A 19,281-nucleotide genomic window follows, 5' to 3' on the forward strand; every position below is an offset into this window, starting at 1 on the left:
CTCCCAGCACCTGTCAACATACTGGTAAGCTAGTAGTCATAGGTGCTGGGCTCTGGCCCGGCTTGTTTTGATTGTGTAGTACTTTGCAGTGACAGTGAGGTTTTATGTCAAGCAGGTTTTCACGCATCAGTCTGCTCGCCTGTTTTCTGGCACATGTAGCTTATGTGCATGCAGCAGAAGAAGACAAATCTTATTCCGTCAGCGGCTTTGGCACCCTTGGTGTTGTGCACAGCAATACCAGAGATGTGGATATCGTCCGCGATCTGACCCAGCCTTATGGTGTTGGTTATAGCCGGCAGACGGACTTCGGTGTTGATTCCAATTTGGGCCTGCAAATCAATTACCGGCCCAGTGAAAATTTTGATACAGCGCTTCAAGTCGTCGCCCGCCGTTCTGCGGAGGTCCATCAACCACAACTGACCTGGGCATATGCGCGTTACTTGCCCAATGATACTGTCCAGTTACGTGCAGGACGGCTGGGTTTTGATGTCTACCTGCTGGCAGACTCGCGCAATGTCGCCTATTCCTATCAATGGGTGCGCCCACCTGTCGATTTTTTTGGCAACGTAGTCATTACCTATTTCGATGGTGCTGACGTGGTCGTGTCCCGACCGCTGGGTGAAGGAATAGTGCGTGCCAAGTTTTTTGCCGGTGTCGCCCGGGAAAGGACAACTACCGATAGCCAGTATAATTACCTGTCCCTGAACGGCTCACCCTTGACTGGCGCGCATATTGAATACCAGTCACAAAACTGGATTTACCGCGTCGGCTATTCGGAACTGAAATTCAAGCACGAATTCCCGCCTTTACAGGGTCTGCTGGATGGCTTTCGCTCACCCGCATTAAACGCCGTGTTTCCCTATGCCGCTGGCCTGGGCAATGCCTTGTCGATGGAAAATAAAAGATTTAAATATCTGTCTGCCGGCGCGGCCTATGACAACGGCCCCTTGCAGGTACAACTGATGGTAAACCGCCTGAGCTCCGAGTCTTTGTTGTTTCCGGCGAGCCGCTCTGCCTACCTGACAATGGGCTATAGAATTGATAACTGGACGCCGTATGCAACCTACTCAATCAACAAAACCGAGGATCAAAAAATACCGGCCAGCCTGCCTACCGGCATCAGCCCTGGCATTGACATGTTGGTTGCGGGTTTTAATCAGTCCATCAGCAGCCAGTTCAATCACCAGACGACATTATCCATTGGTGTACGTTACGACCTGACGGAAAAATCCAACCTGAAACTGCAAGTTGATCAGATTCATGCGGATCAATTTCTGTTGGTACGCAACGCCCAGCCGGGATGGAATGGCAAAGCCAGACTGTTCAGCCTCGCCTTCAATTTCATCTTTTAGAGGCGAGCGATGAAGATACTCCACTACCTGACTGTCTGCCTAGTGCTGGCGACCTGGCATGGGAAATCCTTTGCCGATCTGGTCGTGATTGCCAATCCACAAAGCGGGATAGAGAAATTGAGCAAGGATGAAGTCATCAATCTGTACATGGGCAGAAATCGTAAACTGGCATCTGGCATCAATGCCATGCCGGTAGATTTAACGACACCGAATGCAGAAAAAGCCAGGTTCTATTCCCTGCTGGTCAACAAGAATTTACCTGAAATTAATTCTTACTGGGCCAGGCTGATGTTTTCCGGACAAGGCACGCCACCACACCAGGCAGATACAGCAGATGAAGTCATGGATATAGTCAGCGGCAACAAGGGAGCCATAGGCTACATAGAAAGAAAAAAACTCGATAAACGGGTGAAGTTGATTTATGACCCCAACGTAAATAATTGATACCTGCATGTTAAGACTGCTACGCACCAGCATCGTCTATCGTAGCGCATTCATTGTGCTGGGCATTGCACTGCTCGTGGGCAGTTTCTTTGCCTTGTTCAGCTATCAGTTTTCGGCGCAATCAGAACAGGAACAAGCCAACCAGCGTATGCATGCGTCGCTCAGTACGGTAGAAAGCACGGCCAGCATTGCCTGTTTTTTACTGGACCAAAACCTTGCTTCAGAACTGGCGCGTGGTTTACTTAAAAACGGCGATATCAGTCGTGTACTGATTTTTTCCGGCGATAAAATCCTGGCAGAGGCATCCAAACAACTGGTACAAAACCAGGCCACCCCGGTTGTCACGATGCAGCCGGAAGCCAAGGCACCCGGCCAACTGGAACAGGAAATATTCTCCCCCTTCAATGCCAAGGAAAAAGTATGCAATATCCGCCTTGATCCGAATATGGAGTTCATTCGCGAGCAAAGCGCATCGAAGGCACGTTTCATCGTCTACCTGTTGCTGATGCAAGCCCTGGTCATGGCATCTGCTGTGGTGTACGTGGTGCTGACCATGATCACCCGCCCCATCAAAAACATTTCTGACAGACTGCACACACTGTCGCCCGAAGCCGGCGACAAACTGGGGCTGCCAGACGGCAATGAAAAAGACGAAATCGGGCAACTGGTACGTGACGTCAATACCCTGGTGGCCAACCTGCTGACGACGCTGGATGAAGAAAGGTCATTGCGCATACGGCATGCCATAGGGGAAAAAAAGTTCCAGACGATTTTTGAAAATGCAGAAACCGGCATTTTCCAGTTGAATTTTTCTGCTGAATTATTGTCGTATAACCCGGCCTTCCTGCGCATGTTCAACCTCACTGATGCGCATCAGCGCGGCAATATTTCGAATGTGCTGACCTTGATGCTGGAGGGGCAGGAATTACGTCTGCACCTGATGATTGATGCCGCCATCAATGAAAGCAAAGTCATGTCAGATGATTTCTATATACAGGTTGGTGGCAGCTCACAAAAAAAATGGATCAATCTGGTCATCAGCCCTGCCGAGGACGGTGTGTTACAAGGCTTGGCGAACGATATTACCGAACGCAAGCTGAAAGAAGAAAACGCCAATCAGTTGGCCGTCACCGACCACCTGACAGGTTTGAATAATCGACTGGGGTTTGAAAAAGAAATCGCCCGCCTGTCCAATGAACATGAAAATGGCTATGCCCAAGGCTTCTTTTTGCTCATGATCGATCTGGATAAATTCAAGCAGGTGAATGACACCTATGGCCATACCATAGGTGATCAGGTACTGTGCCATTTCGCCCACATCGCCACCAGCACTGTCAGAAAATCTGACTTTATCGCCCGGCTTGGAGGCGATGAATTCGTCATCCTGCTGCAGAATTTAACGCATCAGAGCAAGGCCGAAGAAATCGCGAAAAAAATCATTAGCCAGGCCAGCCAGGACATCGTGATTACCGATGGCGTTTCGGTAAAAATAGGTGCCAGCATAGGCATCAGCTATACCGACCCGCAGGCCTTTGATCCGAATGAGTTACTGCGCCGTGCCGATACCGCCATGTATGACGTCAAGCGCAGTGGCCGCAATGCCTATCGTGTGGTGAACCTGGAGGGGGTCGATACCACGCAGCTTAGTTAGAACCTGTTTACGATCTTAAGCGCGTGCGCAATCGGAGTCCACGCGGGCCTCATGCGCTGCTCAAAATGCTCATGGTCTTAAGTACATTCCGCTTTTTGCGCTGCGCTTTTGTTACCCTGACCCCGCTGACGCTTGCTACAGACCGTAAACAGGTTCTTAGAACTCATTTCATCATTAGGGATGCGTTCTTATATCCAGCATACGCATCGCAGCTGCCTGGTACAAGGGATTTGCATGCAAGCCATATTCACGGGAACAGGTATAGGTAAATTTGATGGCGTGGTCATCGTTATTCAAAATCGCCTGCCTGAACAAACTATCCCACGACTGCGCCTGGAAATTGGCTTGCTTAAGGCTATGCAAACATTCCTGCTCCGAACGCAACGCCGGCGCACCTACCGAGGCATAGGCCACGCACAGGGCCAGCCATGTATCACTGTATAAAGCCTGCCGGCGCAAGGGATGCAGGTAGGGAATCAACTGCCTGATCGCATGCACACCTGTCACCATATGTAAAATCGTGAAATCGCCGGTTTGCCAGTAAGCAGCAATCGCCCAGCCGGCCAAATCATCCAGCAGTTGTGCAGTCACAGGCGTGGCAGGCAAGCTCTTGACAAAGCGGCTGTCCTTGGTGACGGCTGCCATCCTCTCGGCAATCATGCGTCTTTCAAATTTCTTGCCGCCCATATGATCGGCAATCTGTTTGAAACCATCGGCGACTGAAGCCGCAGGCAGGTGATCATGCATAGCGATATCAATAGCAAAATTGGCGACTACCAGTGCCGCCAGCCCGGCAGCAATTTCTGCATCATGGCCGGACTGCAAGCCATATGACAGACGTATCAGCGCATGAAACGCTGTAGTCGCCGGTGCCACCGGAATAGCTGCCAACACTTCGCGTACTACCTCACTACTGCCCCGCTCTGCAATCCGGTGCAGGAAACAGGTTTGCAAGCCACTGAACACGGGTCGGTTACCCAGGCAGGATGCAAAATCAGCATAGTCAATCTGTTGCAGCGGGGTTTCTGCGGGTAGTGAATAATGGTCGCGCCAATAGTCAAAAAATTCTTCCAGACGTTCTGCACTGGCACCCATGGCAGCCAATGCCGTCAGGGCCATGGGGCAATGATTGGCGGTTCCCCGCCCCACCAGGGCAAACTGCCTGTTTTCATCAAGAAGATGGCGCAGCACCGGATAAGTCGCTAAAGTTTTCATACATAGTCACCATGAAATGATTGTGTAAAAACAGTATGCAAGTTAAAGTGAACTTTAAGTCAAGCAGTTTCTTCAGGAGGAAAAATGGCTGACAAGGCACATACCAGTTTGATCAGCATAGGTGAATTGGCGATACGCTCGGGCATGGCCGCCAGTGCTTTGCGTTTTTACGAATCGCGCGGCCTGATCAGCAGTGTACGCAGCGGCAATCAGCGCCGTCAGTTTGCCAGAGAAGTATTGCGTCGCGTCGCCTTCATCAAGGCGGCGCAAACAGCCGGACTGACACTGGAAGAAATAGAGAACACACTCGCCAGCCTTCCAGATCAAAGAACACCGACCAAGCAGGATTGGGAAAAACTGTCACGCTCATGGCAAGGCTTGATACAAAATCGCATAAATGCCTTGACCGCCCTGCGTGATCAATTGACATCCTGCATAGGCTGCGGCTGCCTGTCACTGAAATCCTGCGCCTTGTACAACCCGGAAGACATCGCCAAAACCAGGGGTAATGGCGCACGTTACCTGTTAGGGGACAAACCGGGCAAGTTGCAGGATCAGGATTAAGTTCCAGTCTTTACAGCTCGGCATCTGCATCTGCAGCATCAATGCTGGTACCCAGCAAGCTTTGCGCGGCATCGGTTGGCAAGGCCTCTACACTCTTCAGTTTGCGTGTCATCTGGCGGGTTCTGACTTCGGCCTGATCGATATTCTTGGCGGCTTTTTCGAGTGCCATCTTGGTCGCCGTCAACACATCGGCAAACTTGCCGAATTCCGTTTTTACTGCCCCCAACACTTGCCAGACTTCGGACGAGCGCTGTTCCAGCACCAGGCTGCGGAAACCCATTTGCAGGCTGTTCAGCAATGCCGACAGGGTTGAAGGCCCGGAAATCGATACGCGAAAGGTGCGCTGCAAATCATCTGCCAGCCCCGGGCGGCGCATGACTTCTGCATACAAGCCTTCGGTAGGCAAGAACAGGATGGCAAAGTCTGTCGTCAAAGGCGGCGACAGATATTTTTCAGCAATGGTCTTGGCTTCACTGCGTATGGCACGTTCCAGTTCCTTGCCCGACTGCGCGACGCCTTCTGCATCTGCACGCTCGGCAGCATCCAGCAAGCGTTCATACTGTTCTTTGGGGAACTTGGCATCAATCGGCAACCATACCGGTGCCTTGTTATCTTCCTTGCCGGGCAGCTTGATGGCAAATTCCACCCTCTCACCTGTTCCTGGCACGGTCTCTACATTTTTTGCATACTGATCCGGTGTCAGCATCTGCTCCAGCACCATTTCCAGTTGCACTTCACCCCAGGTACCACGGGTTTTGACATTCGTCAGCACCCGCTTGAGGTCGCCGACACCAATCGCCAGTTGCTGCATTTCACCCAGGCCCTGATGTACCTTGTCCAGGCGATCAGACACCAGTTTGAATGATTCACCCAGCCGCTGTTCCAGTGTGGCATGCAGTTTTTCATCCACGGTCTTGCGCATCTCTTCCAGTTTGCCGGCATTGTCTGCCTGCAGTTGCTGTATCTTTTGTTCCAGCGTGGTACGGATCTCATTCAGGCGTTGCGCATTGGATTCAGTCAGGTTCAACAAAGTCTGGTTCAGGCTGTCACCAAAACGTTTCAGGCTTTGCGCCTGCTCTTCGCGGCCAACCTGCCCCTGCAAGGTAAAGGCATGCCGTATCTGTTCCAATTGCAATGCATTGGTCTCATTGAGCTTCACCAGTTGCTGGGAAAAAGCGTCGATCTGGTTGTTCTGCAAGGTGGCGACACTGGTCAGTTGCGCGGCCAAACCCTGCTGCAACTGCGTGAAGTTGCTACCCAGTTCCTGACGACTGGTCTGTGCAGTCAGTTGCATCTGCTCGCGCAAGGACCGCTCGCTGCGTTCTTGCGTCAATTGCGCCTGCTGCTGCGTTTGCTGCAACTGGTCGAGGATGGTTTTCAGGCCAGCGGCATCGTTGCCAGCTTTGCTGCGCATCAACACCAGGATAAGCAGCACCATCAACACCAGCAGCGCGAGGAGGATAACAGTTTCAAACATACTCATAAAAGATTTCGTACGAGGAAAAGATAGTAAAGGTGAAATGCCTAACCCGGATGATTTCGCATCCAGTCTGCGGTCTGGTAAAACGACTGCATCAGATGCAGTTTCAAGTCTTCTGTCACTCCCTGATCTTCCATGGCCCAGGCCATGCAGCGCAACCACTGATCACGCTCACTGCTGGCAATTGCATACGGCAAATGACGGGCGCGCAGGCGCGGGTGCCCAAACTGCTCGATATACAGATTAGGGCCGCCCATCCATCCCGACAAGAACCAATACAGCTTGTCGCGTGAACCATCCATGGACAGGGGATGCAAAGCCCGTATGCCAGCAAATTCGGCTTCCAGTTCCATCAGGTCATAAAAGCAATCAACCAGTGCCCGCAGTTTATCTGCCCCACCGATCAATTCATATAAATTGACCTGTGCTTCTTCATTATTGTCAGTATCGGTACTCATCAGACTTCCTGCCGCTCATGCCTGCAAGGCGGGTCTTTGCTGCTGCATCCACAATTGTACAGATGGCCTTTGCCATTGCTGATGCGCAAAATTGGCCAGTTTTGCTGGCACGTCATCACCATGCATGGCCAGCCTGTTGATCATCAACGCCAGATCAAGATCGGCAATACACCATGTGCCAAACAGATTGTCTGTCCCCTCTTTCAACAGCGATTCTCCGACCAGAAATAACTGCTGTGCCGCTGCTTTGGCGGCATCTGACAAGGGTGCCAGACGCTGGCCATAAAAGATGACCTGGGTATTGCGTTCAACCCGTATCGGCATCAGAGCACTGCGCAACCAGGCCTGTAGCTGTCTCGCTCTTGCGCGGTCCTTGATATCCTTGGGATACACCGCAATGCCGGGAAAAACATCATCCAGATATTCGGTGATGGCAGATGACTCCGACAAGGCAAAGTCATTGTGTACCAGGGTAGGCACACGCTGTGTCAGCGATTTCGCCGCATAGTCACTGGTATGCTGTGCATTTGTGTCCAGGTCTACGGTACGCACAGCAAATTCCAGTCCTTTTTCATGCAGGGTAACAAAAACCGACATGGCATAGGGGCTGGTAAATTGTGCATCCACGTACAGCTGTAAGCTTTGTTTTTCCATTGCAAATCCTAAAGTCTATTTTACTAACGCCATCAGGCAAGCAATGCACGCCCGGTACAGCAAGGGGAAAAGGCATCAAGTGCCTCATCCTTCAGTGAAGGACCTGGCTTGTACCAATCAGGCCTCACGCAGGCTAAGCAAAGGTGGCTGATTCAACACATTGCGCAAACCCAGCCAGCCGCCTATCGTGGCGCAAGCTGCACCTATCAGCAAACCTGCCAGCCAGACAACGGGCGAGAAAGTCCATTCAAAATTGAAGCTGAAACGTGCCAGTGCCCATCCTATGGCAGAAGCACCAGACGCTGCCAATACACCGGACAAGCCACCTATCAGCAGAAACTCTATCCACTGCGCCTGCGACAACTGCTTGCGGGTGGCCCCCAGCGCGCGCAGCAAGGCGGCTTCACGCGTGCGCACATCCTGCGAGCCAGCCAGTGCTGCGTACAACACCAGTACGCCCGATGCCAGTGTGAACAGGAACAAGAATTCGACCGCCATAATCACCTGGTCCAGCACATCCTGCAATTGTTTGATCATGCCCCCCACATCCACCACAGTCAGGTTGGGAAAATCCAGCATGAGGCGGTTGACAAAAGTCTTGTTGGCGTCTGGCAAACGGAAAGCCGTGATCCAGGTCTGCGGCATATCTGCCATTGCCTTGGGATTGATGATGACGAAGAAATTCACCCGCATGGAACCCCAGTCCAGCTTACGCAGACTGGTAACCGCAGCGCTGACTTTTTGTCCGGCAACGTCAAACACCAGCTTGTCACCCAATTTCAACTTCAGGGTTTTGGCGATACCCTCTTCAACCGAGGCTTCTGCCTGGGCTGTACTAGCATCATTCTTGTCGTCAAACCAGGTACCAGCAGTAATCTTGTTCAGGGCGGGCAATTCATTCATGGTGGAGAGATTGAATTCGCGTTCCACCATGCGTTTGGCCTGATCTTCGACATAACTGTTGCCGTCGATAGCACGCTGGTTCACCTGTATCAGGCGGCCACGTATCATCGGATACATGAGCGGCTTACCAAAGTTTTGCAGCCTGGTGTTGATCTCATTTCTCTGATCAGGCTGAATATTAATGACGAACTGGTTGGGCGCGTCAGCCGGCGTGGCTTTTTTCCATGCGGTGATCAGATCAGCCCGCACCACGGTCAGCAATAACAGGGCCATCAAACCCAGTGCCAGCGACACCACCTGTATGATGCTGGCGCCAGGCCGTCTTTGCAGGGCCGTAATGGCAAAGCGCCAGGCAGAATGATTGAACAGCGGACGCAAGCGCTTCAGCGAAGACATACCCAGCCAGGCGACCAGGGCAAAGACCAGCAAGCCGATCAAAAACCCGGCGGCTGTCATCAGCCCCAGCTTGACATCTGCTGTCTGCCACAACAATAAACCGATGAACATGCTTAAACCCAGCACATAGCTGATCAGGGTCATGGCCTTGGGCGCATCCTGCTCGCGCCGTATGACACGGTTATGCGGCACATTGCGCAATTGCAGTATGGGTGGCAAGGCAAAGCCTATCAACAACAGCAAGCCGGTGGCTATACCTTGCAAAGCAGGCAGGAAGTTAGCCGCTGGCAAATCCTTGGCCACCAGTTTACCCAGCCATTCCAGCAATACATAGTGACCGGCAAAGCCCAGCGCCACACCCGCAGCACTACCCAACAGGCCCAGCATGAAAAACTCTATCAGGTACATACTGGTAACCTGGTTTTGTGTCAGCCCCAGGCAACGCAGCATGGCACAAGCATCCAGATGCCGCAGCATGAAACGCCGCGCCGCCATGGCAATCGCCACCGCAGCCAGCATGGCTGACAACAGGCTCACCAGCGACAGGAACTGATCTGCCCTGTCCAGCGTGGCGCGCATTTCTGGTCGCCCTGATTCCAGCGACTCCAGGCGCACGCCTTTCAGTTTCCCGGTTTCTATGCGACTTTGCAATTCTTTCTGGTAACTGGCAATGGCCTTGGGCTCGCCCGCGATCAACAAGCGATACGTGACGCGTGAACCATTCTGTATCAGGTTACTGGCTGGGATATCTTTCAGCGATATCATGGCGCGCGGAGCAAAATTCATGAAGCCGGCACCGCGATCAGGTTCCGATGCAATGGTCTGGGTAACGGTCAACTGCAATTCACCCAGTTTGATTTTTTCACCTAGCTTGAGATTCAATGCCGACAATAGCGCCGGATCCACCCACACCGTGCCAGATGGCGGGACATCGCTGGTCGCGATTTCTGCCTCGCCCTTGTTCAGTTTCAAGTTACCACGCAAAGGGTAATCGTTGCTGACCGCTTTTAAGGACACCAGTTTGGATATCGCGTCATCGCCCTTGCCTGCCAGCGCCATGCTGGGAAAAGCCAGGGTTTCTGCAATTTTGAAGCCACGTTTTTCGGCCTCCACGCGCCATTCGGGATTGATGGGTTGATCTGCCCCCACCAGCAAATCCGCACCCAGCAATTGATGCGCATCACGGTTCAGCCCGCTGCGCATGCGGTCGGTAAAGAAACCGACCGATGCCAGAGAACCGACAGCAACCATCAGCGCTATCAACAAAAAGCGCAATTCACCGGCACGCCAGTCGCGCATCGTCATACTGAGAGAAAGTCGGAACATATTTACCTTATTGTATTACCTAGTATTACCTTGCCTCACCCTCAAAACCGCAGTCTTGGGCAGTCTTGCGCAGTCCTATAAGCCCCCGACAGGCTGATTCAATTTCCAGATAGCCTTATCATCAGGCCACGAGCAAGGGTTTAAGTTCAAAAGTGGTGATGCGGGATCAAAACACAAGGCTCTGCCGACGATACTGTCAATGATGTTAACAATCAGGCATCAAGCAACCAACGCCTGTGCAAAATCAGTCAGCAAGTCCTGGGTATCTTCGATACCAACAGAAACCCGGATCAGTGAATCGGCGATTCCCATGCCAGCACGACGCTCGGCGCCCATTTCAAAGAAAATGGTATGGGCAACCGGAATCACCAAAGTGCGGGTATCCCCCAGGTGGGTGGCATTGATGGCCAGCTTCAGGCGGTTCAGGTAATCAAAACAATCAATCTCTGGCTTCAGTTCAAAACTGAACAAGGCACCATAGGCGCGAAATAATTCTTTCGCCAATTGATGTTGGGGATGAGAAGGCAAGCCGGGGTAATGTACCGCGGCAACCCGCGGGTCAGCCTCCAGCATGCTGGCCAGGGCCAGGGCATTCGCACATTCTCTTTCCATGCGCAAAGCGATGGTTTCTGCGCCCACGGCAATCTGATGCGCCGCATCTGGCGACAGCGAAGCGCCAAAGTCGCGCAAAGCCTTGGTCCTGACCTGCGACATACCCTGCATCTGCGTCGCCTGCTTGCGGAAATTGGCAGCGATATTCGGATAGGCAGACCAGTCAAACAAACCAGTATCAGTCAGCGCACCGCCCAACACATTGCCATGTCCGGCAATCGATTTTGTCAGGGAATTGACAACCAGACCCGCACCCACGGTTTTAGGCTGGAACAGGTAAGGCGAGGTCATGGTGTTATCGACCACAAACAAAATACCTTTTTCACGACACAGATCACCAATCCGCTTCAGGTCAGCAATCTGGGTACGCGGATTGGCAATGGTTTCGACAAACACCATGCGGGTTGCCGGTGTCAGCGCGGCCGCGATGCGATCAACACTGGTGGCATCCACCATGGCCACATCGATACCCTGTGCACCGATGGTTTGCCACAGGCTATTGGTATTGCCAAATAAAAAAGAAGAAGAAACCAGGTGATCACCCTGGCGCAACAAGGCCTGAAACACTGCACCTATCGCCGCCATGCCGGTGGCAAACACGATACTGGCGTAACCGTCTTCCATCCTGGTAATTTTCTCTTCCAGTGCAGATACCGTAGGGTTGCCCTGGCGGCCATAACGATAGCCGGATTGCTTGTTCTGGAATACGGCGGCAAGATCACGCGCATCCTTGTAACCGTACATGACAGAACTATGGATGGGTTTATGGATAGAGCCGTGCTCTATTTCTTTTTGACGATCACTGTGCAGGATAGTCGTAGTAAAACCGTAGGTCGGTAATTCGCTCATGATGCTGGACTGAAAGTAGGAAAGTAAATCGAGTCCCCAGAGTGTAACCCATAAGCCCGGCTTGCACTCCCCAGCCCTTCAATCCACCATCGAAATTTGTCCTGTCAGGCCAAAAATGCCTCTATCAGTTCTGCCAGTTTTTCTGGTTGATCATGATGCAGCATATGTCCGGCATCCACAATCATTTCTTTTTGCAACTGTGGAATATGTGCAAGGCGGCGGTCGATTTCTATGCGCGCCTCTTCTTTCGGCCCCATCCAGTGCCAGACATTGGTGTCATCCGCCTCTATCCACAATACCGGTGCAGTAATCTTTTGCCAGCATGCCATCACTTCCTCTACCCGGTACAGTAAGGGGCTGGTTTGTTTGTGTGCCGGGTCACCCAGTATTTCCCAGCACCCGGTACTGCTTTCCTTTGCCCAGTGACCAGACAGGAAGGCCGCTCTCTCATCCGACAGGCGGGGATTGGTTTTCTGCAGACGGGCAGCCACCTCTGCCTGGGATGCATAGGTGCGCAACTGTGGTTGATCCTGCAACTCATCCAGCCATTTCCGGTAACGGCCAGGCGCTTGCTTGGGATGCGTGACCGGCATGCCAAAGCCTTCCAGATTAATCAATTTGCTGACTCTTTCCGGCCTGACGCCAGCATACAGGCCAGCCACGTTGCCACCCATGCTGTGTCCCAGCAAATTGACCGGCTCTGTCGGTGAAAAATGCCGTAACAAGGCATCCAGGTCCCCCATGTAATCAGGGAACCAGTAAGTATCGGCCTTCGGTGATTCTGTCAGGCCAAAACCACGCCAGTCAGGGGCAATCACATGCCATTCCTGCTTCAGGCATTCGACTACAAACTGGAAGGAGGCAGATACATCCATCCAGCCATGCAACATCACGATTTTAGGTGTTGATTCTGATTCCGGCCCCCAATGGCGCACATGGTATTGCAAACCACGAATTTCAACGTAGGAGGAGCGTGACTCGGAAGTGAAAGGCTTCATAGGAATTTAAATTTTTCATCAAGAAAGACGGACAAGAGCAGCCGACAAGCCGCAATATCAAGTAGCATTGTATTCATGCCATGCTTGAGCATGCGAATACAGCAACAATAGAACGACCGTTCGATTATTATAACGGAGACAGGATGAAGCAGTTGGACAAACGCAAAAACAGTAATGAAATTGATCAATATGCAAAGCTGTACCATGAATTCAGGTGGCAAGTTCCAGACTATTTCAATATCGCTGAAGCTTGCTGTCATCGCTGGGCCGGACAGCACGGGCTGACCGCCATCCTGTCAGAAGACAGCGAGGGAAATCAGCGCAGCCTCAGCTATACAGAACTGTATCAACAGGCCAGCCAGCTTTCCCATCTGTTGCGTCAGGAAGGTGTGCAGCGCGGCGATGTGGTTGCCTGCATCTTGCCGCAAAGACCAGAAACCGCCATCACCATCATGGCCTGCCTGCAGATCGGTGCCATCGTCATGCCCTTATCCTTCCTGTTCGGGCCCGAAGCGCTGGAATTTCGCCTCAAGCACAGCCAGGCCATAGGCATCATTCTGGATAGCAGTGGCATCAAGGCTTTTGAAGAAATCCGCATGCAATGCCCTGACCTGAAAACCGTCATCAGCATCGATTGCCCAGGCAACCCGGATTTACCTCCCAGCATAGACTGGCACACGCATATGCCGGCCATGCCCAAACGATGTGACATCGTGCGGACCCGCGCCAGTGATCCGGCCATCCTGATTTATACCAGTGGCACCACCGGTGCACCCAAAGGGGCACTGATTCCCCACTCGGCCATCATCGGCAACCTGAGCGGTTTTGTCGCTTCGCAAAACTGGTTCCCGCAAGAAAATGATGTGTTCTGGTCACCGGCAGACTGGGCCTGGACAGGTGGGCTCATGGATGCCCTGTTGCCCACCCTGTATTTTGGCAAACCCATCCTGGGTTATCAGGGACGTTTTTCCGCCGACACTGCCTACTATCTGCTGGAAAAATACCAGGTCACGAATACCTTCCTGTTCCCCACGGCCCTGAAAATGATGATGAAGGCAGATCCGGCACCAAGGAAAAAATACCGGCTTGCACTGCGCGCCATCATGAGTGCCGGTGAAGCTGTCGGCGATGCCGTGTTCAACTGGTGTGAGCAGGCCCTGGAAGTGACACCGAATGAAATGTTTGGCCAGACTGAGATGAACTACATCGTCGGTAATAGTCATCAACTATGGCCAGCCCGCCCTGGCAGCATGGGGCGGCCCTACCCCGGTCACCGGGTTGCCGTAATTGATGATGATGGCAAGGAAACCGCCACCGGCGTAGCAGGTGAAGTGGCCATGCATCGCTATGATTTATACGGCCATCCTGATCCGGTATTCTTCCTGGGGTATTGGAAAAATGATGGGGCCACGCGGAATAAATTTACCGGTGACTGGTGTCGCACCGGTGACCTTGCCCTGCGTGACGCCGATGGCTACCTGTGGTATCAGGGTCGCGCCGATGACATGTTCAAGGCTGCCGGTTACCGCATAGGTCCGTCTGAAATAGAAAACTGCCTGGTCAAGCATGCCGCTGTTGCCAATGTGGCGGTCGTCCCCAAACCCGACCAGGAAAGAGGCAATATCGTCAAGGCTTACATCGTCTTAAGCACCGGCTATGCCGGCAGTGATGCATTGATTGCAGAATTGCAAAACCATGTGCGCGGCAAACTGGCACCGTATGAATACCCGAAAGAGATTGAATTTATCGATGCCCTGCCCATGACCACCACAGGCAAGGTCCAGCGCCGCATACTGCGTTTGCGTGAAGAAGAAAGGGCCAGGCAGGCCCGCTGAGTTCTGCTGGTGATGTCTGATCAGTGCTGCGCCACAATCGTGGTACTGACCAGGCTGGCTACCTGGTCTGCCACTTCGCCTATCAGTTTGCCGTACAGCGTTGAGCTAAAGGCTGCGCCGCCAAACACGTGCTCGCGGCCTATCGTCACGTCACCGGCCACGGTCCTGGAAAAATCCTGTCGTGCCAGCAGCTTGCCTGACTGCGCATCGTAAATACGGATATCCACCTCAATCGCCCGTGTCTTTTTTTGCATCAGCCCAAACAGAATGGTATCGTTTTTTGTACCGGCATTGCGAATTTCACCAGCCACCACATAGCGGCTGGCATAGGTAGCACCCATTTGGTTCAAAAGCTTGCCACTTGGTACATCCTGCTGCCAGTCAAAGGATAAAAGATGGGGCGCAGTGCGTATTTGCCATGGCGTATTCTGTGCCAGCCGGCGCGCTACCTCTTTGGGGAAGCCCTGCGCCATATCATCCACATCCTGCACCTGTATCGGTTTGTTGACGGCAAAACCGGTCAGCACCACCGTTGTAGCGGGCGGCAAACCGGGATCGGCCATTTGTGCATGGGAGTGCGCAGTGAAGAATGCGCCGCTTAAAGCAAGCACGATACGGTTTGCCATTGAGAAGGAGGTTGCCATTTGCGCACTCAATATAGGGATATTACTATTGGTTACGACAGGATCAGCAACAACTTTAAGCATCCATTACAATCAGCAACTTATCAACCATGAATGACAAATGACATCTATGAGTTCAGCCTTGAGAATCAGCCTGGTCAAATCCAGTGATGCCGAAGCGGTGTTGGCCTTTGAGCAGGAAAATCGCGCCCACTTTGAACAATGGATAGCCGGTCGGGGCGACGCTTTCTATCATCTGGATGAAGTCAGCTCCAGCCTGCAACAAGCCTTGTATGCCGCCAGCACCAAGCGGGAATTTCATTTCCTGGCCTGGCTGGACAATGAAGTTGTGGGGCGCGTCACCTTGCGCGGCATAGAGACCGAGCACTACCACAAGGCCATATTGGGCTATCGCTTCAGCCAGCGCCATGGTGGCAAGGGCTTTGCCACTGAAGCCGTGCAGGCAGTTGTCGACACTGCCTTCACCGATTTAAAACTCAAGCGCATCGAAGCCGTGGTCATAGAGGACAACCTGTCGTCACAGGCCATCATGCGCAAGTGCGGCTTTCATGAATATGGCCATTCACATTCATCGGTGTTCCGCAATGGCGTATGGATGGACATGCTGCACTATGAACGCCTGAATCCGGCATAAGCCGCGTTTTTACGGCTCAGAACCCTGTTTTTGCAATTCATCGCAAAACAGCTGTCAGCGGGAATGAATCGGGTAATACTTCCTTATCAGTTGCTGCAACGTCGTGTTGACGACAGCTACTTACCCGATTATCCCTGTTTTGGAGAGCAACCATGCGCCGCATTTTCTTGCAATCACTGTTACTGCCTGTCATCCTGCTTGGCACGTCTGCTTTTACATCTGCTTTTGCTGATGAACAAAACCGCACGCTTCCCGCTTTTAAATCCATCAAGAGCCGCAGTGCCTTCAACCTGCAGGTAGAAGTCGGCAAGACCCAATCGATACAGATCAAGGGAAACGAGAAATTTCTTGCCAATGTGGTCACCGAAGTCTTTGGTGATGAACTGGTGATTTCCTACAAGGAAAAAAATTCCATCAAGGTATCAGACAATGCCCAGGTCATCATTTCCGTTCCCGAACTGGTCCGCTTTAAAATGGAAGGTGCGGGTAAAACCACACTGAACAATATTTCCGGCTCTCACTTCACTTTGCTGTATGAAGGCGCCGGCATGCTGACCGCCACTGGCAAGGTGAAATCCTTTACCCTGAAGGCCCAGGGCGTGGGTCTGGTAGAAGCCAAGGACCTGATCGCAGAGCAGGTTGATGCCAGCGTGGAAGGTGTGGGTGCCGTGACCGTCAACGCACGCGACAACCTGAATGCCTCGGTACAGGGCATAGGTACCCTGACTTATTATGGCCACCCGCGCAATGTCAGCAAATCGGTCGAAGGCATAGGCAGCGTACGGGCCGGAGATTAAAATCCATTATGAGCGGGACGCCATATCCTGCAAGGCGCGCAACTCATCGTCATCAAAGCCGGCAGCTTTTCTGGCTTCCAGATTGAATGGCCCGCGCAGGACGGGGGCCGCGTAGCGCACCGCCATTTCAGCATACGTAGTGATGACATCCAGCCCCTGCTGTGTACACAAAGTCTTGTACCAGTAATTGCCGATGGCGACATGACCAATTTCATCGCGCAGGATGATGGCCAGGATGTCTGCTGCTGCCTGATCACCCGCCTGGGCCAGCTTGGCCATGACAGCCGGGGTCGCGTCCAGACCCCGTGCTTCCAGCGTACGCGGCACCAGTGCCAGTCGCGCCAGTAAATCCGTGCTGGTTTTTCTCGCCATTTCCCACATGCTGTCATGCGCCGGAAAATCACCGTAGCAAAAGCCCTGCACACGCAAATGCGCTTCCAGCAATTGGAAATGATAAGCCTCTTCTTTGGCGACTTTCAGCCAGTCGAGATAGAACTGCCTGGGCATGGAAGGAAAGCGCCAGATGATGTCGGCAGCCAGATTGACGGCATTCAATTCTATATGCGCCAGCGCATGAATCAGGATGGCCCTGCCCTCAACCGTAGTCATGGCCCTGCGCCCCACCTTGCCGGGTGACACCAGTTCTGGCTTGTCCGGGCGACCGGGTACGCCTGGCGGCTCGTCCAGCACGGCATCCAGCGCAATCGCAGGCTCGGGCGATATGGCATGAATGGCTGCACATTTGAGCAGGGGGTCAGGTTCCAGTAATGCAGCAAGTGCAGTAATTCTTAGTTCATTAGTAAGTTTATTTATCATATAAAGCTGAAGTCAGGCAGGCAGGTACAGGGCAGTTTACAATACGGGATTGATCAATGTGCTATTTTACGGAATAACCATGCCTATTTACCAACTTGGCGAAATTGCGCCCGATATCGATGCCTCTGCCTATATTGCCGACAGCGCCAATATCATAGGGAAAGTAAAAATCGAAACCAATGCCAGCATCTGGTTTGACGTCACCATACGCGGTGACAATGAATTGATTACCGTGGGTGAAAACAGCAACATCCAGGAAGCCTGCATCTTGCATACCGACCCCGGCTATCCACTGACGATAGGCAACTACGTCACCGTCGGCCACCAGGCCATGCTGCATGGCTGCACCATTGGTGAAGGCTCGCTGGTAGGCATACAGGCGGTTATCCTGAACGGTGCCAAAATTGGCAAGAACAGCCTGGTGGGTGCCGGTGCCCTGGTCACGGAAGGCAAGGAATTCCCCGATAATTCGCTGATCATAGGCTCACCTGCCAAGGCCGTCAGAACCCTGACGGAAGCAGATATTGCCGGCCTGCGCCGCAATGCAGACACCTATGTCCAGCGCGGACAAGCATTTAAAACACAACTGAAACGCATCGCCTGACCCGGCCACAACCATAAAGCAAGAAGCAATGACTGACACCTTACAAAAATTCATGTTCGAACACGCCGGCGTACGTGGCGAAATGGTAGAACTGAACGACACCTGGCAACAAACTCTGGCACGCCATACCTATCCGCGCGCGGTACAAACCATACTGGGCGAGTTGATGGCAGCATCTGCCCTGCTAACGGCCAATCTGAAATTCAACGGTACCATGATCATGCAGATTCACGGTGATGGCCCGGTCAAATTGCTGGTCGTCGAATGCGATGCCGAATTGAAAATGCGCGCCACAGCCAAACTCAGTGAGCATGCAGACATTGCCGACCACGCCACGCTGAGTGATCTGATCCACGCGCATGGCCAGGGCCGTTTCGTCATCACCCTGGATCCGAATGACAAAATGCCAGGCCAGCAAGCCTATCAAGGCATCGTACCGCTTGATGGCGACAGCATTGCCACCGTCATCGAAAACTATATGCAGCGTTCAGAGCAGCTCGATACCAAACTATGGCTGGCAGCCGATGCGCAAGTATCGCGCGGCATGCTGTTGCAAAAGCTCCCCAAAACCGGCGGTGCCGAAGCCCAGGTTGAAGATGAAACCGAAGCATGGAACCACGCCGTCATGCTGGGCGACACCCTGAAACAGGAAGAATTGCTGAGTACCGATATCGCCACACTCATGCACCGCCTGTTCTGGGAAGAAACCCTGCGGGTTTTCGATCCACTGTACCCACAGTTCCAGTGCAACTGCACCCGTGAAAAAGTCGGCAATATGCTGAAAATGCTGGGGGAAGACGAAGTGCGTACCGCCATCACGGAACTGGGCAAACTGGACATCAATTGCGATTTTTGTGGCAAACACTATGGCTTCGACCCCGTCGATTGCGCCCAACTGTTTGTCGCCCCTACGGTCGCCGAAGGTACGCAAGCGCCTGCCGAAATCAAGCACTGACAGCAATACAGCACTGAAATCCAGTGCTTCACATCAACCTGACGCCTGTCCTGGTCGTCAGGTTTTTTATTTTTCAGATAGCGCTTGACCCTGA

18 protein-coding genes are annotated in these 19,281 nt (G+C 52.7%); 9 read left to right on the forward strand and 9 right to left on the reverse strand.

All coding sequences use genetic code 11. The annotated features are described in order from the left end of the window. Positions 1 to 104 precede the first annotated feature (104 nt). Genes ACO0LM_RS04160 through ACO0LM_RS04170 form a run of 3 tightly spaced genes read left to right on the forward strand, consistent with a single transcriptional unit; the run spans position 105 to position 3,447 of the window. Positions 105 to 1,352: a porin gene (locus tag ACO0LM_RS04160; RefSeq protein WP_423034565.1), complete on the forward strand. Its 1,248-nt coding sequence runs from the start codon at positions 105 to 107 to the stop codon at positions 1,350 to 1,352. Positions 1,353 to 1,361: 9 nt separating this feature from the next. Next, positions 1,362 to 1,796 (forward strand): hypothetical protein, encoded by a 435-nt coding sequence (locus tag ACO0LM_RS04165; RefSeq protein ID WP_422986970.1) that lies wholly within the window; start codon positions 1,362 to 1,364, stop codon positions 1,794 to 1,796. Between the two features lie 7 nt (positions 1,797 to 1,803). Then, positions 1,804 to 3,447: a diguanylate cyclase domain-containing protein gene (locus ACO0LM_RS04170; RefSeq protein ID WP_423034567.1), complete on the forward strand. Its 1,644-nt coding sequence runs from the start codon at positions 1,804 to 1,806 to the stop codon at positions 3,445 to 3,447. 174 nt (positions 3,448 to 3,621) lie between these two features. Here ACO0LM_RS04170 and ACO0LM_RS04175 read toward each other — a convergent pair whose 3' ends face one another. Further along, on the reverse strand, positions 3,622 to 4,662 hold the full coding sequence (locus tag ACO0LM_RS04175; protein WP_423034569.1) for a questin oxidase family protein: 1,041 nt from the start codon (positions 4,660 to 4,662) through the stop codon (positions 3,622 to 3,624). Between the two features lie 84 nt (positions 4,663 to 4,746). Here ACO0LM_RS04175 and soxR point away from each other — a divergent pair, with 84 nt between their 5' ends. Further along, positions 4,747 to 5,226, forward strand: coding sequence for a redox-sensitive transcriptional activator SoxR (gene soxR, locus ACO0LM_RS04180; RefSeq protein WP_423034571.1), 480 nt, complete (start codon positions 4,747 to 4,749; stop codon positions 5,224 to 5,226). A gap of 10 nt (positions 5,227 to 5,236) precedes the next feature. Here soxR and rmuC read toward each other — a convergent pair whose 3' ends face one another. The 6 genes from rmuC to ACO0LM_RS04210 form a co-directional block, all read right to left on the reverse strand. Next, positions 5,237 to 6,709, reverse strand: coding sequence for a DNA recombination protein RmuC (rmuC, locus tag ACO0LM_RS04185; protein ID WP_423034573.1), 1,473 nt, complete (start codon positions 6,707 to 6,709; stop codon positions 5,237 to 5,239). A gap of 41 nt (positions 6,710 to 6,750) precedes the next feature. After that, a complete protein-coding gene (locus ACO0LM_RS04190; RefSeq protein WP_423034575.1) occupies positions 6,751 to 7,164 on the reverse strand; it encodes a group II truncated hemoglobin in 414 nt (137 codons plus the stop codon). Positions 7,165 to 7,179: 15 nt separating this feature from the next. After that, positions 7,180 to 7,818, reverse strand: a complete 639-nt coding sequence (yfcF, locus tag ACO0LM_RS04195; protein ID WP_423034577.1) for a glutathione transferase — start codon at positions 7,816 to 7,818, stop codon at positions 7,180 to 7,182. Between the two features lie 117 nt (positions 7,819 to 7,935). Continuing rightward, complete coding sequence (locus ACO0LM_RS04200) at positions 7,936 to 10,443, reverse strand: ABC transporter permease (protein WP_423034579.1); 2,508 nt, start codon at positions 10,441 to 10,443, stop codon at positions 7,936 to 7,938. Positions 10,444 to 10,662: 219 nt separating this feature from the next. Then, positions 10,663 to 11,904, reverse strand: coding sequence for a cystathionine gamma-synthase family protein (locus tag ACO0LM_RS04205; RefSeq protein WP_423034581.1), 1,242 nt, complete (start codon positions 11,902 to 11,904; stop codon positions 10,663 to 10,665). Between the two features lie 104 nt (positions 11,905 to 12,008). Beyond that, positions 12,009 to 12,902: an alpha/beta fold hydrolase gene (locus ACO0LM_RS04210; protein ID WP_423034583.1), complete on the reverse strand. Its 894-nt coding sequence runs from the start codon at positions 12,900 to 12,902 to the stop codon at positions 12,009 to 12,011. Positions 12,903 to 13,045: 143 nt separating this feature from the next. Between ACO0LM_RS04210 and ACO0LM_RS04215 the strand changes: the two genes are divergently transcribed. Continuing rightward, complete coding sequence (locus ACO0LM_RS04215; protein ID WP_423034585.1) at positions 13,046 to 14,737, forward strand: acyl-CoA synthetase; 1,692 nt, start codon at positions 13,046 to 13,048, stop codon at positions 14,735 to 14,737. Between the two features lie 20 nt (positions 14,738 to 14,757). Here ACO0LM_RS04215 and ACO0LM_RS04220 read toward each other — a convergent pair whose 3' ends face one another. Then, positions 14,758 to 15,381 (reverse strand): flagella assembly protein FlgT middle domain-containing protein, encoded by a 624-nt coding sequence (locus ACO0LM_RS04220; RefSeq protein WP_422986992.1) that lies wholly within the window; start codon positions 15,379 to 15,381, stop codon positions 14,758 to 14,760. Positions 15,382 to 15,481: 100 nt separating this feature from the next. Between ACO0LM_RS04220 and ACO0LM_RS04225 the strand changes: the two genes are divergently transcribed. Together ACO0LM_RS04225 and ACO0LM_RS04230 are read left to right on the forward strand one after the other, a co-directional pair. Continuing rightward, a complete protein-coding gene (locus ACO0LM_RS04225) occupies positions 15,482 to 16,015 on the forward strand; it encodes a GNAT family N-acetyltransferase (protein WP_423034587.1) in 534 nt (177 codons plus the stop codon). A 152-nt stretch (positions 16,016 to 16,167) separates the two neighbouring features. Further along, a complete protein-coding gene (locus ACO0LM_RS04230) occupies positions 16,168 to 16,812 on the forward strand; it encodes a GIN domain-containing protein (protein WP_423034589.1) in 645 nt (214 codons plus the stop codon). Between the two features lie 6 nt (positions 16,813 to 16,818). Here the strand turns inward: ACO0LM_RS04230 and ACO0LM_RS04235 are convergent, their stop codons facing one another. Beyond that, entirely contained in the window at positions 16,819 to 17,628 is an 810-nt protein-coding gene (locus ACO0LM_RS04235) for a ferritin-like domain-containing protein (RefSeq protein ID WP_423034591.1), read from the reverse strand. 79 nt (positions 17,629 to 17,707) lie between these two features. Between ACO0LM_RS04235 and ACO0LM_RS04240 the strand changes: the two genes are divergently transcribed. Both ACO0LM_RS04240 and hslO read left to right on the forward strand, forming a co-directional pair. Then, the gene (locus ACO0LM_RS04240) at positions 17,708 to 18,232 is read left to right on the forward strand and encodes a gamma carbonic anhydrase family protein (protein ID WP_423034593.1); all 525 of its coding nucleotides are present in this window, start codon (positions 17,708 to 17,710) and stop codon (positions 18,230 to 18,232) included. A gap of 28 nt (positions 18,233 to 18,260) precedes the next feature. Then, entirely contained in the window at positions 18,261 to 19,187 is a 927-nt protein-coding gene (gene hslO / locus ACO0LM_RS04245) for an Hsp33 family molecular chaperone HslO (protein ID WP_423034595.1), read from the forward strand. Positions 19,188 to 19,281: the final 94 nt, after the last annotated feature.

Source organism: Undibacterium sp. Di26W (genome assembly GCF_049340265.1).
Classification (GTDB): Bacteria; Pseudomonadota; Gammaproteobacteria; order Burkholderiales; family Burkholderiaceae_D; genus Undibacterium.

Bases quoted from the DNA above. Each gene is read 5' to 3' on its own strand.
- ACO0LM_RS04175 (WP_423034569.1), bottom strand. From the start codon at position 4,662: ATGAAAACTTTAGCGACTTATCCGGTGCTGCGCCATCTTCTTGATGAA.
- yfcF (WP_423034577.1), bottom strand. From the start codon at position 7,818: ATGGAAAAACAAAGCTTACAGCTGTACGTGGATGCACAATTTACCAGC.
- ACO0LM_RS04215 (WP_423034585.1), top strand. From the start codon at position 13,046: ATGAAGCAGTTGGACAAACGCAAAAACAGTAATGAAATTGATCAATAT.
- ACO0LM_RS04220 (WP_422986992.1), bottom strand. From the start codon at position 15,381: ATGGCAACCTCCTTCTCAATGGCAAACCGTATCGTGCTTGCTTTAAGC.
- ACO0LM_RS04240 (WP_423034593.1), top strand. From the start codon at position 17,708: ATGCCTATTTACCAACTTGGCGAAATTGCGCCCGATATCGATGCCTCT.
- ACO0LM_RS04210 (WP_423034583.1), bottom strand. From the start codon at position 12,902: ATGAAGCCTTTCACTTCCGAGTCACGCTCCTCCTACGTTGAAATTCGT.
- ACO0LM_RS04160 (WP_423034565.1), top strand. From the start codon at position 105: ATGTCAAGCAGGTTTTCACGCATCAGTCTGCTCGCCTGTTTTCTGGCA.
- ACO0LM_RS04205 (WP_423034581.1), bottom strand. From the start codon at position 11,904: ATGAGCGAATTACCGACCTACGGTTTTACTACGACTATCCTGCACAGT.
- ACO0LM_RS04190 (WP_423034575.1), bottom strand. From the start codon at position 7,164: ATGAGTACCGATACTGACAATAATGAAGAAGCACAGGTCAATTTATAT.
- ACO0LM_RS04165 (WP_422986970.1), top strand. From the start codon at position 1,362: ATGAAGATACTCCACTACCTGACTGTCTGCCTAGTGCTGGCGACCTGG.
- ACO0LM_RS04230 (WP_423034589.1), top strand. From the start codon at position 16,168: ATGCGCCGCATTTTCTTGCAATCACTGTTACTGCCTGTCATCCTGCTT.
- rmuC (WP_423034573.1), bottom strand. From the start codon at position 6,709: ATGAGTATGTTTGAAACTGTTATCCTCCTCGCGCTGCTGGTGTTGATG.
- soxR (WP_423034571.1), top strand. From the start codon at position 4,747: ATGGCTGACAAGGCACATACCAGTTTGATCAGCATAGGTGAATTGGCG.
- ACO0LM_RS04235 (WP_423034591.1), bottom strand. From the start codon at position 17,628: ATGATAAATAAACTTACTAATGAACTAAGAATTACTGCACTTGCTGCA.
- ACO0LM_RS04200 (WP_423034579.1), bottom strand. From the start codon at position 10,443: ATGTTCCGACTTTCTCTCAGTATGACGATGCGCGACTGGCGTGCCGGT.
- hslO (WP_423034595.1), top strand. From the start codon at position 18,261: ATGACTGACACCTTACAAAAATTCATGTTCGAACACGCCGGCGTACGT.
- ACO0LM_RS04225 (WP_423034587.1), top strand. From the start codon at position 15,482: ATGACATCTATGAGTTCAGCCTTGAGAATCAGCCTGGTCAAATCCAGT.
- ACO0LM_RS04170 (WP_423034567.1), top strand. From the start codon at position 1,804: ATGTTAAGACTGCTACGCACCAGCATCGTCTATCGTAGCGCATTCATT.